The organism is Actinophytocola sp., from assembly GCF_036002505.1.
In the GTDB taxonomy this organism is placed as follows: Bacteria; Actinomycetota; Actinomycetes; order Mycobacteriales; family Pseudonocardiaceae; genus DASYTH01.
This window is the reverse complement of sequence record NZ_DASYTH010000425.1, coordinates 1-14,591: the sequence shown is the minus strand read 5'-3', so window position 1 is coordinate 14,591 and position 14,591 is coordinate 1. Positions and strand designations below refer to the sequence as shown.

Below are 14,591 nucleotides of genomic sequence, written 5' to 3'. Positions count from 1 at the left end.
AGGGTGTCGAGGATGAGGCGTTCGGGTTGGCGGAGGCGGGTCATCACCGGGACGGAGTGGGTGGTGAAGAGCTGCTCGGTGGCGCCGATCTTGGCGCCCCACGCCACCTTTCGGCCGTAGCGGTGCTCGGCTTGGCGGGCGATCTCGATGCGCTCGTCGCGGGTGTCCTCGCGGAAGCGGGAGATGCGGCCGGACTCGGCGGAGGCGCGGGCGGCGTCATCGTCGAAGTCGCCCTCCAACGCGGGGAGTTCGCCGACGATGATGATCTCTTCGCGGTCCACGGTGACCCGCGGGTTCTCCACGAACCAGCCGTCGGGCAGGCGGCCGGCGAACCAGGCCGGGGCGTCGTCGGCGGTGGGTAGGTCGGCCTGCTGCCAGCCGCCGCGACCCCGTTGGCCCCAACCGCGTCCCCGGCCGAAGTGCTTGTGCATGTCTTCCTCCTGAATTACATGATTACAATACTTCAGAAGTTACGCCGCTACGCGAGCAGTGTGCACGGGGGTTCACCCAAGGCAGAACCGACTTGTCGCGGGAAGTTCCCGCGACAGGACGCAGTTGTCGTGGGAAGTACCCGCGACAAGTCGGTCAGCGCGGCTGGAGGAGGGCGGTCAGCTCGGCCGCGGTGGTGACCGGTCGGTCGCAGACGTAGCCGCGGCAGACGTAGGCGGCGGCACCGCCGTCGACCAGGGGGCGGTCGGCCAGCAGCGGGGCGGCGTCGGGCTCGCCGGCCAGGACGACCGAGCCACCGGGGGCGGCGGAGCGGGCGGCGGCGAGCAGGGCGGCGCGGTGCGGGTCGTCGGCCGCGCCCACGACCGCCACCTGCAAGGGACCGCGGGCCAGGGCTTCGGCCACGCTCAGCCAGTGGCCGGCGAAGCGGGGGGCGCGGGCGGCGAGCAGGCCGGCCCGGGACACCGCGCGCTCGGCGGCTTCACGGTACTGGCCGGCCCGCTCGGAACCGGCGAGGGCCGAACCCAGCAGCAGCGCGCCGGCGATCGCGGAAGCCCCGGACGGGCTGGCGTTGTCGCCGATCTCGGACGGGCGCCAGACCAGCGCGTCCGCGTCGTCGGCGGTGTCGTGGAACGCGCCGGGCACGGCCGGGTCGGCGAAGTGCTTGAGCGCGGCGTCGAGGAGCCCGCAGGCGGCGTCGAGCCAGCGGGGCTCGGCGGTGACCTGATGCAGCACCAGCAGCCCGTCGGCCAGGCAGCCGTAGTCCTCGAGCACGCCGGCCGCCGCCCCGACCTCACCGTCCCGGGAGGCGCGGCGCAGCCGGCCGTCGACCAGGTGCCGGGACACCACCAGCTCGGCCGCGGACCGCGCGGCGGCCACCCACTCGTCCGAGCCGAGCACGGCACCGGCCTCGGCCAGCGCGGCGATGGCCAGGCCGTTCCACGCCGTGATCACCTTGTCGTCCCGGGCCGGCTGCGGCCGCTCCGCCCGGGCTTGCAGCAGCCGGGCCCGAACGTCCCGCCAGCGCGCCGGATCTTCGGGCTCATCCAGCAGTTGCAACGTGGACGTGCCGTGCTCGAACGTGCCGGAGCCGGTCACGTTCAGCAGGGTCGCCGCCCACGCGCCGTCCTCCCGGCCGAGCACCTCGGCGAACTGGACGGGCGTCCAGGCGTAGGTCATGCCCTCCACCCCGTCGGTGTCGGCGTCCAGCGACGCGGCGAACCCGCCCTCCGGGGTGCGCAGCCCGTCGAGCAGGAACGTGGCGGTGTCGGCGGCCACCTCGCGGTACCGGGCGGACCCGGTGAGCCGGGCCAGATGGGTGTACACCCGCAGCAGCAACGCGTTGTCGTACAACATCTTCTCGAAGTGCGGCACGATCCAGGCGGCGTCCACGCTGTACCGGGCGAAGCCGCCGCCGAGCTGGTCGTAGATGCCGCCGGCGGCCATCTTCCGCGCCGTTCGCTCCACAATGGACAGAGATTCGACGGAGCCGGTGCGCTCGTGGTGGCGTAACAGGAACTCCAGCACCATGGACGGCGGGAACTTGGGCGCGCCACCGAATCCGCCGTTGCGCCGGTCGAAGTCGCCGAGCAGTGAAGCGGACGCGCCTTCCAGTGCCGATTCGTCCACTGTGGATTCCTGGAGCGGGCCGGTCTGCCGGGCCAGCTCGGCGACCACCCGCTTGCCCGCGCCGCGCACCTCGGGGTCGCCGGAGGACCACGCCTCGTCCACCGCGGTGAGCAGTTGCCGGAAGGACGGCATGCCGGCCCGCGGACGCGGCGGGTAGTAGGTGCCACAGTGGAACGGCTCACCGTCCGGGGTGAGGAAGCAGGTCATCGGCCAGCCGCCGTGCCCGCTCATCGCCTGGGTCGCGGTCATGTAGACGGCGTCGACGTCCGGCCGCTCCTCCCGGTCCACCTTGACGTTGACGAACTTCGCGTTCATCAGCGCGGCGGTCTCGGCGTCCTCGAACGACTCGTGCGCCATCACGTGGCACCAGTGGCAGGCCGCGTAGCCCACCGACAGCAGCACCGGCACGTCCCGGCGGCGCGCCTCGGCGAACGCCTCCTCGCCCCACTGCCACCAGTCCACCGGGTTGTCCGCGTGTTGCAGCAGGTAGGGGCTCGTCGCACCGGCCAGTCGGTTCGCCATGGGGACAAGCCTCTCAAATCACGCGGAAGGGCGCCCAGGGCCGCCCTTTCGGGCGGCGATCCGCCACATGAGACCACGGCCGCGCACCGGCGGTTGTGCCAGCTAGCGGCCGCAAGAGAGCCTCGGAACGGTCGTTTTCACTGACCATCGACGTCCGGGGAGCGAACGACGTGGCGGCCGGCTCCCTGCGAACAACACAGGCATACCGGGGAGGCATCGTGCTGTCCAAGACTGGCGCTACGCCATCGAGCCAAGGAAGAAAACACCGTCGAACGCGGCTGCGGGCACTGGGTGTGGCGGCGCTGGTCGCCCTTGGCGCGGCGGGAGTCGGCGCGGCGACGCCGGACGCGGCCCCGGGCGCCGGTGTGGACCCGCCCACCGTCGAGCTCACGCTCGGGCCGGGGCAGGCCGCCACCGTGGCCAAGCGGGTGACCACGCCGGCCGTCGCACCCAAGCCGGACATCGTGATCCTCGGCGACACCACGGGCAGCATGGATCCGGTCGTGGCCAACGTGCGCAACAACATCGACACGATCATGGACCGGGTCCGGGCGGCGCAACCGGACGCCCGGTTCGGCGTCACCGCCTACAAGGACCAGGTCGACGGCGACAAGGTGTTCACGGTCTTCACCCCGCTGACCGACGACGCCGGCGCCGTTCGCGCCGGGATGGACAACATGTCGCACGACGTGTTCGGCGGTGGCGCGCCGTGGACCGACTTCCTCAACGCGCACTTCCGGATCGCCACCGACGCGATGAACTTCCGCCCGAACGGCTCCCGGGTGATCCTGTGGTTCGGCGACGCGGCGTCCCACGACCCCAGCCTCGGCCACACCCTCGCCGACACGACCAACGCGCTGCGCGCCGCCGGGATCCGGGTCGTCGCCGTGCCGGTCGTGGGCACCAGCGGGGACGGCCTCGACCGGCTCGGGCAGGCGAGCTCGATCGTCAACGCCACCGGCGGCCGGCTGATGCCGAACGCGAACGCCGACCAGGTGGCCGACGCGCTGCTGGCCGGGATCGAGAACCTGGACTGGACCGTCACGCCCCGGATCACCAGCTGCGACACGGCCCTCGAGGTGGGCTTCGACCCGGCACAGCGCACCGTCCGAAGTGGCACCGAGGCGGAGTTCGCAGAGACCCTGCGGGTGCGGCCGGACGCCGCGGCCGGGACCTACCACTGCGCGGTGGACTTCCTGGTGAACGGCATCTCCCAGGGATTCGTGCAGAACAGCACGGTGCACGTGCCGGGACTGTCCGTCGGGGACGTCACGGTCACCGAGGGCGACAGCGGTACGGCGCTGGCCACGTTCCCGGTGACGCTGGACCGGCCGGCCGCGGCGCCGGTCCACGTGCACTGGGCGACCGGGGACGGCACCGCCACCGCGCCGGCCGACTACACCGCGAGCGCGGGCGACCTCGACTTCCCGGCCGGCAGCACGACCCAGACGGCGTCGGTGCCGATCGTCGGCGATCTCGCCGCCGAGCCGGACGAGACGTTCACCGTGACGCTGTCCGCGGCCACCGGCGCCGCGGTCGCCGGCGGGACCGCGGTCGGCACGATCCGCGACAACGACGGCGAGGTGTCGCCGCGGGCGAGCGTCGGCGACGTGACTGTGACCGAGGGCAACACCGGCACCACGCAGGCCACCTTCACGGTGAGCCTGGACCGGCCGGGCACCGCACCGGTGAGTGTGCGGGCCGCCACCGCGGACGGCACCGCGACCGCGCCCGGCGACTACACCTCGGTGAGCGCACCGGTCACGTTCGCACCCGGCGAGACCAGCAAACCGTTCACCGTGCCGGTGGTCGGCGACACTGTGATCGAGCCGGACGAGACGTTCACGGTCACCCTGTCCGACCCCAGCGGGGTGGAGATCCTTGACGGGCAGGGAGTCGGCACGATCGTCAACGACGACCGGGAGCGACCACGACTGTCCATAGGAGACAGTTCGGTGACCGAGGGCAACTCCGGCACCACCCAGGCCTCCTTCACGATCACCATGGACCGCACGGCGACCGCACCGGTGAGCGTGCACTGGGCCACCGCCGACGGCACCGCCGCCGCACCCGGCGACTACACCGCGACCAGCGGCGACGCCACGATTCCGGCCGGCCAGACCAGCGTTCCGGTCAGCGTCCTGGTCACCGGCGACACCGTCGTCGAGCCCGACGAGACGTTCACCGTCACCCTGTCCAACCCCGCCGGCGCGGATGTCGTTGACGGGCAAGGAGTCGGCACCATCGTCAACGACGACCCGGTGGGCCCGGCGCGGTTGAGCATCGGCGACGCACAGCTGGCCGAGGGCAACTCGGGGACAACCTCGGCGACGTTCACCATCGGCCTGAACCAGCCCGCTCCCAACGATGTTCGAGTGCACTGGGCCACCGCGGACGGCACCGCCACCGCACCCGGCGACTACACCGCGACCAGCGGCGACGCCACGATTCCGGCCGGCCAGACCAGCGTTCCGGTCAGCGTGCCAGTCGTCGGTGACACCGTCGTCGAGCCGGACGAGACGTTCACCGTGGTGCTGTCCAACCCCGTCGGCGCGGAGATCCTTGACGGGCAGGGAGTCGGCACGATCGTCAACGACGACCGGGAGCGACCACGACTGTCCATAGGAGACAGTTCGGTGGCCGAGGGCAACTCCGGCACCACCCAGGCCTCCTTCACGATCACCATGGACCGCACGGCGACCGCACCGGTGAGCGTGCACTGGGCCACCGCGGACGGAACGGCGACCTCGCCCGGTGACTACACCGCGCGTGCCGGCGATGCCGCGATTCCCGCCGGCCAGACCAGCGTCGTGGTGACCGTGCCGGTCGTCGGGGATCTCCTGTTCGAGCCCGATGAGACGTTCACCGTGGCGCTGTCCAACCCCGTGGACGCGGACATCCTTGACGGGCAAGGGGTCGGCACGATCGTCAACGACGACTCGGACACCCCGCCGGACCTGCGCATCGACGACCTGACGATCAGCGAGGGCGATGCCGGCAGCACCGCGGCGACGTTCACGATCAGCCTGAACCACCCGTCTCCCAACGAGGTCCGGGTGCACTGGGCCACCGGTGACGGGACGGCGACCGCACCGGGCGACTACCTCGCCGCGGCCGGGGACGAGACGTTCGCGCCCGGCGACACCAGCCGTCGGGTCAGCGTGCCGGTCGTCGGCGACACCGTGGTCGAGCCGGACGAGACGTTCACCGTCATCCTGGCCAACCCGTCCGGCGCGAACATCGTTGACGGGCAAGGGGTCGGCACGATCCGCAACGACGACAGCGATCAGCCGCGGCCCCGGCTCTCCGTCGGGGACGTCGCGGTCGGCGAGGGCAACACTGGTACCACCCCGGCCACCTTCACGATCACGCTGGACCGGGCGGCGACCACTCCGGTGACCGTGCACCGGCAGACCGTGGACGGCACTGCGGTGGCTCCGGGCGACTACACCGCGCGGAGCGGCGACGAGACGTTCGCGGCCGGGGAGGTCACCCGGCAGGTCACGGTGGATGTCAACGGCGACACCGGGTTCGAGGCCGACGAGACGTTCGCCGTCGAGCTGTCCAACGCGTCAGGCGCGGACATCCTTGACGGGCAAGGAGCCGGCACGATCATCAACGATGACACCGACAACCCGCGACCCCAACTGTCCATTGGGGACGCCTCGGTGGCCGAGGGCGACTCCGGGGCCACGCCGGCCACGTTCACGGTCACGCTCGCCAACGGAACGGCGCCGGGCAACGTCACCGTCGAGTTCACCACCGCCGACGGAACGGCGGCGGCGCCCGGTGACTTCGCGGCGACCGCGGGCCACCTGACGTTCACGCCCGGCCAGACCAGCCAGACGGTCACCGTGCCGGTCACCGGGGACACCGCCGTCGAGCCGGACGAGACGTTCACCGTCGCCCTGTCGAACCCGTCCGGCGCGGACATCCTTGACGGGCAGGGAGCCGGCACGATCATCAACGATGACACCGACAACCCGCGACCCCAACTGTCCATCGGGGACGCCTCGGTGGCCGAGGGCGACTCCGGGGCCACGCCGGCCACGTTCACCATCACGCTCAGCCAGGCCCCGGCGAGCGGCTCGGTCAGCGTGCACTGGGCGACCGCGGACGACACCGCCACCGCACCCGGCGACTACACCGCGGGCAGCGGGGACGTGACGTTCGCGGCGGGGCAGCTCACCCGGCAGGTCACCGTGCCGGTCGCCGGGGACACCGCGGTGGAGGGCGACGAGACGTTCACCGTGCGCCTGTCGAACCCGGTCAACGCGGAACTCCTTGACGCGCAAGGGGTCGGCGCGATCGTCAACGACGACGGGGTGGTCGGCACGCCGGCGCTGCGGGTCGGCGACGTCACCGTGACCGAGGGCGACACCGGCACCACGCGGGCGACGTTCACGGTCAGCCTGGACCACGCCGCCACGTCGACGGTGACCGGGCACGTGGCCACCGCGGACGGCACCGCCACCGCGCCGGCCGACTACCGGGCGCTCGCCGCGGACCTGCAGTTCCCGCCCGGCGTTACCAGCCGGCCGGTGACCGTCGACATCGCCGGCGACCTGACCGGCGAGCCGGCGGAGACGTTCACGGTCAACCTGTCCAGCCCGGTCAACGCGACGATCGCGGACGGGCAGGGCACCGGCACGATCGTCGACGACGACCCGGTTCGCGGCGGTGTGTTCACCTGCACCGCGACCGCGTTCAACCTCAGCGGGCCGGTGGCGAACCCGGCGAACCTGCCGTGCCGCGACGACGCGCGGTCGCTCGCCGCGGGCGGGGTCAACCTGGGTCTGCTGAGCATCCGGGTCAGCACGCTCACGGCCGCCACCGGTCAGCAGCCGGACGACCTGACCGCACCACCGGCGGACGGCGACGACGCCACCGGCCGGGCCGGGCTGTCCTCGGCGCGGATCAGCGCGCTCGGGCTGGTCAGCATCGAGGTCGGCATGATCAGCTCGACCGCCGAGGCGCGGTGCGTCGCCGGGCCCGGCGGGTTGGTGCCGAGGCTGACCGGCAGCTCGTCGGTCGCCGCGCTGAAGGTGAACGGGGTGACGATCCCGGTCGGCTCCGGGCCACTGCGGATCCCGCTGCTGATCGGCACGCTGGAGCTGAACACCACGGTAACCACGGCGAGCTCGGTGACCCAGCGGGCGTTCGCGCTGACCTCGCTGTTCGGCAGCGTGATCATCGGCGAGGCCCGGGCGGGCCTGTCGGGCAACCCCTGCGCCTAGGCGGGCTCGGGTTTCCCGTTGGACGGAGGCGGTGCCGGCTTGTCCGTGTCGCCTTCGTCCGGCTTGTCGAAGCTGGCGGGGACGCGCTTGAGGTGCTTGTTCATGGAGCGGATCAGGAACGCGACCGCGATGAAGAACAGGATCAGCACGAGGAAGCCGACGGGTGAGGACTTGCCGAAGTCCTCACCGCGGCCGCCGGGATCCTCGGGTTTGGGTGACGGCTGAGCCAGCACGATCGGCACGGCCGTGCTCAGGTCCGGTCCCGCCAGGGACGCAAACGTCACGTGCTCACCTTCTCCTGGATGCCGGAGAACAGGTCGTCCTCGGGCAGCGTGGTGTCCACCAGCGACCGGACGAGCTCGTAGTCCTCGTGTGGCCAGACCTCGCGCTGCACCTCCAAGGGTATGGCGAACCAGCGGCTGTTGGGGTCGATCTGGGTGGCGTGCGCGATCAGCGCGGCGTCCCGGACCGGGAAGTAGTCGGCGCACTCGATCTGCGTGGTGATCCGGTCGGCGATGTCGCCCTTGTCCTCCGTCCAGTTCTGCAGCCACTCGGTGTAGGGCGACTCGAGGCCCCGGGCCAGCAGCGCCTCGTGGAAGGCGAGCATGCGCTTGCGGGAGAAGCCGTGCGAGTAGTACAGCTTCAGCGGCGTCCACGGCTCGCCGGACTCGGGGTGCAGGTCGGGGTCGCCGGCGGCGTCGAACGCGGCGACCGACACCTCGTGGGTGCGGATGTGGTCGGGATGCGGGTAACCGCCGTTCTCGTCGTAGGTGATCACCACGTGCGGCTTGAACTCGCGGATGACCGCGACCAGCCGCGGCACCGACTCCTCGAGCGGCACCAGCGCGAAGCAGCCCTCCGGCAGCGGCGGCTTCGGGTCCCCCTCGGGCAGGCCGGAGTCGACGAAACCGAGCCAGCGGTGTTGCACGCCAAGGATTTCCGCCGCCTTGGCCATCTCCCGGCGGCGTTGCTCGATCATGTTCTCGACCACGTCCGGCCGGTCCATGGCGGGGTTGAGAACGTCCCCGCGCTCGCCACCCGTGCAGGTCACCACCATGACCTCGTGGCCTTCGGCGACATATCTGGCCATCGTGGCCGCGCCCTTGCTCGACTCGTCGTCGGGGTGCGCGTGCACCGCCATCAACCGCAACTTTTCGGCCATGACCTCCGTGAACCCTCTCGATGCGTGGACCCCAAGGCAATCTGGTTAGGAGAACCGTCCAACCGGGTTTCATTGTTCCCGGCACGGGTGGAGCGGCGGCCGCGGGGCCGGTCTCACCTGGCGGAATACGGAATCGAAAATCGCCGGGGTCGACGCCGCCATCAGGGTGAACTCCACGTATCGAGCCGTCACAACGGACAAAACGGACACGACTTTCGTCGTAGCCGTGTTAGGCTGTCCTACCGGCACGGCCCCGCGCGGGCCGTGTTTTTCCGTTCCGGGTGCGCGGTTGAGACCCGGAAACTGCGGATCGCGTCCGGGTGGTCGCGCAGGTAACGACGAGGAGATGGTGACCGTGAGCGAGACAGGGGTGACCTGGTTGACCCAGGATGCCTACAACCGGCTCAAGCAGGAGCTTGACGAGCTGATTGAGCTCCGCCCGGTCATCGCCGCGAAGATCAACGCCAGCCGCGAGGAGGGCGACCTCAAAGAGAACGGCGGATACCACGCCGCGCGCGAGGAGCAGGCCCACCAGGAGGCCCGGATCCGCCACCTGCAGGAGTTGCTGCGCAACGCCAAGGTCGGCGAGGCGCCGAAGAACGACGGGCTGGCCGAGCCGGGCAAGGTGCTGACCGTCCGCTATGACGGCGACGACGACACCGAGAACTTCCTGCTCGCGACCCGTGAGGAAGGCGCGGAAGGCGGGCTGGACGTGTTCTCGCCGGACTCCCCGATCGGGCGGGCCCTGCTCGGCGCCCGGGAGGGCGAGACCCGGTCATACGAGCTGCCCAACGGCAGCACGCAGAAGGTCACCCTGGTCAAGGCCGTCCCCTACGCGGGCTGAGCCCGGTCCCGAACGCCCAACTCGGTGGCCCGAACGTACGACTCGTGGTTAGCGTCGCCCCGACCAACGCAACCTCAGGGGAACGTGACGGCAGCCAGCCACAATCCACCCGACAACCGCAGCGTCCGCTGGAACGCAACCGCGTCAAGAATTCCGGAGAGGCGGACCCAGGAGTTGGCGGACGCGGTAGGGAATGGGCGTGGTCAGCGCGATGGCGGTTGAGGTGCGCTCGACGAAGCGGACGCCGACGACGCGCTCGATGACCCGCTGGAGGTCTTCGTTGGACCTGGCCACGACGCGCACGAGGAGGTCGCCGCGGCCGGTGGTGGAGTGCGCCTCGCAGACCTCGGGGATGGCGGCGAGCTGCTCGACCACCTCGATGCGCCGGCCCTGGGCGATCTCCAGCACCACGAATCCGGTCAGCGGGTAGCCGATCGCGGCGAGGTCGACGTCCGGCGAGAAGCCGTGCAGCACGCCGCGCTCGGTCAGCCGGTCCAGCCGCGCCTGGACGGTGCCGCGCGCGACGCCGAGCTGCCGGGAGCATTCCAGCACGCCGAGCCGTGGGTTGTCGGTCAGCAGGAGCAGCAGCCGTGCGTCCAGCTCGTCGATCATGACGCCCTCCTGGGCATTGTGCTCACCTTGCCGCACGATGGCGGAATCCAGGTGAGCATATTGTGCAGTGAAATTGCGATGTGTTGCCCACAGTGCATGGCCGTCTCATCCTGGTGTCATGACCGAGATCATGGATGGGGTCAGCTTCGACCAGTTGCGCCAGCTCGTCGGCCTCGTCGACTATGACGAGACCCGGGATCCGTTCCCGGTCAAGGCGATGGACGCGGTCGTGTTCGTCGCCGGCAACGCCACCCAGACCGCGTGGTTCTACCGCTATGCGTTCGGCATGGAGCTGGTCGCGTACTCCGGCCCGGAGACCGGCAACCGCGGCCACAAGGCGTACGTGCTGAAATCCGGCTCGGCCCGGTTCGTGATCAAGGGCGGGGTCAGCCCGGACAGCCCGCTGCTCGACCACCACCGGCGGCACGGCGACGGCGTCGTCGACCTCGCGCTCGAGGTGCCCGACGTGGACCGGTGCATCGCGCACGCCCGGCGGCAGGGCGCGACCGTGCTCGAGGAGCCGCACGACGTCACCGACGAGCACGGCACGGTGCGGCTCGCCGCGATCGCCACCTACGGCGAGACCCGGCACACGCTCGTCGACCGGTCCCGCTACACCGGCCTCTACCTGCCCGGCTACACCGAGCAGCACGAGCCGGCACCGCGGAAGCGGCTGTTCCAGGCCGTCGACCACTGCGTGGGCAACGTGGAGCTCGGCCGGATGGACCACTGGGTCGACTTCTACAACCGGGTCATGGGCTTCGTGAACATGGCCGAGTTCGTTGGCGACGACATCGCCACGGACTACTCGGCGCTGATGAGCAAGGTCGTCTCGAACGGCAACCACCGGGTCAAGTTCCCGCTCAACGAACCGGCGATCGCGAAGAAGAAGTCGCAGATCGACGAATACCTGGAGTTCTACGCCGGCCCGGGCTGCCAACACATCGCCCTGGCCACCGGCGACATCGTGGCCACCGTCCAAGCCATGCGCGCCGCCGGCGTGGAGTTCCTGGACACCCCGGACTCCTACTACGACGACCCGGAGCTCCGGGCCCGCATCGGCAACGTCCGGATCCCGATCGAAACCCTGAAGCAGCACGGCATTCTGGTCGACCGGGACGAGGACGGCTACCTGCTGCAGATCTTCACCAAGCCCATCGGCGACCGCCCCACGGTGTTCTACGAGCTCATCGAGCGCCATGGCTCCCTCGGCTTCGGCAAGGGCAACTTCAAGGCGCTGTTCGAAGCCATCGAGCGCGAGCAGGCGCGCCGAGGCAACCTTTGACGCCGAGGCGCACTCACCACTGCCGCGGGAATCTGTGAAGTGTCTGTGAACCGCTGAACAGGACAGAGGCGTATTACATCTCGGGTACTCTCTGCAATGAGCGGTTGGGGGTCACAGGTGGGAGTAGGCGAGATGGCAGTCGGTAGGCGCGTTGCCGGGGTGCTCCCGGTCGCGGCCGCGACGGCCGCCGCGATGGCGTTGGCGGGGGTGGCGGTGTTCACCGTCAACCACGCGGGGTGTGCCGACGGCGGGCGGTACGTGCAGCGGGACGGGACGGTCGAGCTGGTCGGCAGCTGCCTGGATCCGGGCCGGCTGCCCAGCGCGCCGGTGCAGGACAAGCAGAACGTCCACCCCGCGAAGCCGGCGTCGGTGCAGCTCGACCCGGTCAGCCCCTAGCTAACCCAGCGCCTGGAGCAGGTCGGCGACCAGGTCGGCGCCGTCCTCGATGCCCACGGACAGGCGCAGGACGTCGCCCGGCACCTGCAGCGGCGAGCCGGTGGTGCTGGCGTGCGTCATCTTGCCGGGGTGCTCGATGAGCGACTCCACGCCGCCGAGCGACTCGGCCAGGAAGAACAGCTTGGTGCGGGCGGCCACGTCCAGCGCGGCCTGCTCGCCGCCGGCGACGGCGATCGAGACCATGCCGCCGAAGCGGCGCATCTGCTTGGCCGCGATCTCGTGCCCGGGGTGGTCGGGCAGGCCCGGGTAGTACACCTTGGTGATCTTCGGGTGGCCGGTGAGCGCCTCGACGATCCGCTCGGCGTTGTCGCTGTGCCGCTCCATCCGCAGGGCCAGCGTCTTCGCGCCGCGGAGCACCAGCCAGCTGTCGAACGGGCTGGGCACCGCGCCGACGGCGTTGCGCAGGAAGAAGAACTGCTCGCGCAGCTCGTCGTCCGAGGTGATCAGTGCGCCGCCGACCACGTCCGAGTGCCCGCCCAGGTACTTCGTGGTGGAGTGCAGCACGACGTCCGCGCCGAGGCCGAGCGGGGACTGCAGGTACGGGGTGGCGAACGTGTTGTCCACCACCAGCCGCGCGCCCGCACCGGCCGCGACCCCGGCCAGGGCCGCGATGTCGGCGATGCCCAGCAGCGGGTTGGTCGGCGACTCGCACCAGATCACCTTGGTGTTGGGCCGAACCGCGGCCTTGACACTGTCCACATCGGACAGGTTGACCGAGGTGTACCCGACGCCCCAGTGCGCGAGCACCTTGTCCAGCAGGCGGAACGTGCCACCGTAGGCGTCGCTGCCGAGAATGACGTGGTCGCCCGGCCGGGTCAGGGTGCGCAGCGCCACGTCGGACGCGGCCATGCCGGAGGCGAACGCCAGCGCGTGCCGGCCGCCCTCGAGCGCGGCGAGGGCCTCCTCGAGGGCGCTGCGGGTGGGGTTCGTGGTGCGGGAGTACTCGTGGCCGCCGTCGCGGACCCCGCCCACCCCGTCCTGCAGGAACGTGGACGTGGCGTAGATCGGCACGATCACCGAGCCGGTCCGGGAGTCCGGCTGCTGTCCCGCGTGGATGGCCCTGGTCTCGAAGCCCCACCTGCTGCTCTCGTCTGGCATGCCGCCAAGCCTACGGGCGGCCGCCGGAAGGTCCGAAGAGTGGGACTCGATCACCACCCTTGTGGGTAACCCTGCTGCCCTTGCGGGTAGTTCTGCTGCGGCGGCTGGCCGAAACCGCCGGGCGGCGTGCCGAAACCCTGCTGCGGGTAGCCTTCGGGCGAATAGCCCGGCTGCGGCGCGTACTGGGGGACGGCGTCCGCGCGCGAGCCCCTGAGCCACTTCAGCGTGTGCGGGAGGATCGCCAGGATCAGCACCAGCGGCGAGGTGATCAGCGCGATCGCGCCGAACGTGCTGTCCGTACCGTTGAAGCTGAACAGATCCTTGAGGTACTCGCCGAAGTCGCCGAACCGCGGGTTGAGGCTGCCCATGATCACCGGGTCCAGCAGCATCGCGGCCACCCCGGCGGCGCCGCCGAGTGCCAGGATGACCGCGCCCGGCACCCTGCGCAGGGCCACGATCAGCGCCCCGACCAGCAGGATGGCGGCCGCGGCGAACTTGGTCACCAGAACCGTGGTGAACTGGCTGGGCAGGTCGCCCAGGCTGGCGCCGTCGAGCAGGGTCAGCAGGTGGACGGCCACGACGATGAGCGCGGCCGCGGCGAGCAGGCCGAGCACCAGGCCGATGACGGCGGTCGCCGGGCTCGCCGAACCGGACGGCGGCGGTGGGGCGGCCGGCGGATAGTAGGCCGGGGGCTGCTGCGGGTAACCCTGCGGAGCTTGCGGCTGTTGCGGGTAACCCTGCTGCGGGTACGACATGGCTTCCTCCCCTGCCGGGTGGCCGGTGCGCGGCTCATCTAACCAGCCGGAACCCCCGCCGTGATCCGGTTTCACCAAGTCCGTAGACAAACGTGGGCCCCGACCGTTCGGCCGGGCCCACGAGTTGATCACATCACCACTGCTGCTGGCCCGGTGGCGGACCACCCGGGCCGGGCTGGCCGTAGGGGCCGGGCTGCTGCGGTGGCTGGCCGAAACCGCCGGGCGGCGTGCCGTAGCCCGGCTGCGGCTGGCCGTACGGGCCGGGCTGCGGCGGCTGCCCGAAACCTTGCGGCTGGCCCTGGGGTGGTTGCCCGAAACCCTGGGGCGGCTGGCCGAAACCCTGCTGCGGTGGCTGACCGTACGGCCCGGGCTGGCCGAAACCGCCGCCGGGTGGAGGTCCGCCGAACCCGCCGCCCGGGGCGCCGAGCGCCGAGGTACCGAACAGGTACGCCCTGGTCTGCGGGAAGAACGCCGTCGCCCCGGCTCCCGCGATCACCAGACCGAACAGCAGGCCGAAAACAACCCGCGTGACGAAGCTGAAGTC

At 71.0% G+C, this 14,591-nt stretch carries 11 protein-coding genes and 1 pseudogene; 4 read left to right on the top strand and 8 right to left on the bottom strand.

The genetic code is table 11. The annotated features are described in order from the left end of the window. Together VGR06_RS37615 and VGR06_RS37610 are read right to left on the bottom strand one after the other, a co-directional pair. Positions 1-431, bottom strand: a 431-nt coding sequence (locus VGR06_RS37615; protein ID WP_327563991.1) for a hypothetical protein, incomplete at its 3' end; no start/stop codon positions are given. 154 nt (positions 432-585) lie between these two features. Further along, the gene (locus VGR06_RS37610) at positions 586-2,598 is read right to left on the bottom strand and encodes a thioredoxin domain-containing protein (RefSeq protein WP_327563990.1); all 2,013 of its coding nucleotides are present in this window, start codon (positions 2,596-2,598) and stop codon (positions 586-588) included. 218 nt (positions 2,599-2,816) lie between these two features. On the opposite strand from VGR06_RS37610, the gene VGR06_RS37605 reads away from it, so the two are divergent. Then, a complete protein-coding gene (locus VGR06_RS37605; protein WP_327563989.1) occupies positions 2,817-7,835 on the top strand; it encodes a Calx-beta domain-containing protein in 5,019 nt (1,672 codons plus the stop codon). On the opposite strand, the gene VGR06_RS37600 is transcribed toward VGR06_RS37605, so the two are convergent. Both VGR06_RS37600 and mca read right to left on the bottom strand, forming a co-directional pair. Next, entirely contained in the window at positions 7,832-8,119 is a 288-nt protein-coding gene (locus VGR06_RS37600; protein ID WP_414637410.1) for a hypothetical protein, read from the bottom strand. The genes VGR06_RS37605 and VGR06_RS37600 overlap by 4 nt on opposite strands. Further along, complete coding sequence (gene mca, locus VGR06_RS37595) at positions 8,116-8,997, bottom strand: mycothiol conjugate amidase Mca (RefSeq protein ID WP_327563988.1); 882 nt, start codon at positions 8,995-8,997, stop codon at positions 8,116-8,118. The genes VGR06_RS37600 and mca overlap by 4 nt, the downstream gene beginning before the upstream one ends. Positions 8,998-9,343: 346 nt before the next feature. On the opposite strand from mca, the gene greA reads away from it, so the two are divergent. Next, on the top strand, positions 9,344-9,841 hold the full coding sequence (gene greA, locus VGR06_RS37590) for a transcription elongation factor GreA (RefSeq protein ID WP_327563987.1): 498 nt from the start codon (positions 9,344-9,346) through the stop codon (positions 9,839-9,841). Between the two features lie 144 nt (positions 9,842-9,985). Here greA and VGR06_RS37585 read toward each other — a convergent pair whose 3' ends face one another. Then, positions 9,986-10,453 carry an Lrp/AsnC family transcriptional regulator gene (locus VGR06_RS37585; RefSeq protein WP_327563986.1) on the bottom strand — a complete coding sequence of 156 codons (468 nt, stop codon included), beginning with the start codon at positions 10,451-10,453 and terminating at the stop codon, positions 9,986-9,988. A 118-nt stretch (positions 10,454-10,571) separates the two neighbouring features. On the opposite strand from VGR06_RS37585, the gene hppD reads away from it, so the two are divergent. After that, positions 10,572-11,738, top strand: a complete 1,167-nt coding sequence (gene hppD, locus VGR06_RS37580; protein ID WP_327563985.1) for a 4-hydroxyphenylpyruvate dioxygenase — start codon at positions 10,572-10,574, stop codon at positions 11,736-11,738. A gap of 132 nt (positions 11,739-11,870) precedes the next feature. Then, on the top strand, positions 11,871-12,134 hold the full coding sequence (locus tag VGR06_RS37575; RefSeq protein ID WP_327563984.1) for a hypothetical protein: 264 nt from the start codon (positions 11,871-11,873) through the stop codon (positions 12,132-12,134). Here the strand turns inward: VGR06_RS37575 and VGR06_RS37570 are convergent, their stop codons facing one another. The 3 genes and pseudogenes from VGR06_RS37570 to VGR06_RS37560 form a co-directional block, all read right to left on the bottom strand. Continuing rightward, positions 12,135-13,292 (bottom strand): cystathionine gamma-synthase, encoded by a 1,158-nt coding sequence (locus VGR06_RS37570; protein WP_327563983.1) that lies wholly within the window; start codon positions 13,290-13,292, stop codon positions 12,135-12,137. A 50-nt stretch (positions 13,293-13,342) separates the two neighbouring features. Then, positions 13,343-14,047 (bottom strand): hypothetical protein, encoded by a 705-nt coding sequence (locus tag VGR06_RS37565; RefSeq protein WP_327563982.1) that lies wholly within the window; start codon positions 14,045-14,047, stop codon positions 13,343-13,345. 133 nt (positions 14,048-14,180) lie between these two features. Continuing rightward, positions 14,181-14,591: pseudogene (locus VGR06_RS37560) on the bottom strand (hypothetical protein); the annotation flags it as partial.

Bases quoted from the DNA above. Each gene is read 5' to 3' on its own strand.
- VGR06_RS37610 (WP_327563990.1), bottom strand. From the start codon at position 2,598: ATGGCGAACCGACTGGCCGGTGCGACGAGCCCCTACCTGCTGCAACAC.
- mca (WP_327563988.1), bottom strand. From the start codon at position 8,997: ATGGCCGAAAAGTTGCGGTTGATGGCGGTGCACGCGCACCCCGACGAC.
- greA (WP_327563987.1), top strand. From the start codon at position 9,344: ATGGTGACCGTGAGCGAGACAGGGGTGACCTGGTTGACCCAGGATGCC.
- VGR06_RS37585 (WP_327563986.1), bottom strand. From the start codon at position 10,453: ATGATCGACGAGCTGGACGCACGGCTGCTGCTCCTGCTGACCGACAAC.
- hppD (WP_327563985.1), top strand. From the start codon at position 10,572: ATGACCGAGATCATGGATGGGGTCAGCTTCGACCAGTTGCGCCAGCTC.
- VGR06_RS37575 (WP_327563984.1), top strand. From the start codon at position 11,871: ATGGCAGTCGGTAGGCGCGTTGCCGGGGTGCTCCCGGTCGCGGCCGCG.
- VGR06_RS37570 (WP_327563983.1), bottom strand. From the start codon at position 13,292: ATGCCAGACGAGAGCAGCAGGTGGGGCTTCGAGACCAGGGCCATCCAC.
- VGR06_RS37565 (WP_327563982.1), bottom strand. From the start codon at position 14,047: ATGTCGTACCCGCAGCAGGGTTACCCGCAACAGCCGCAAGCTCCGCAG.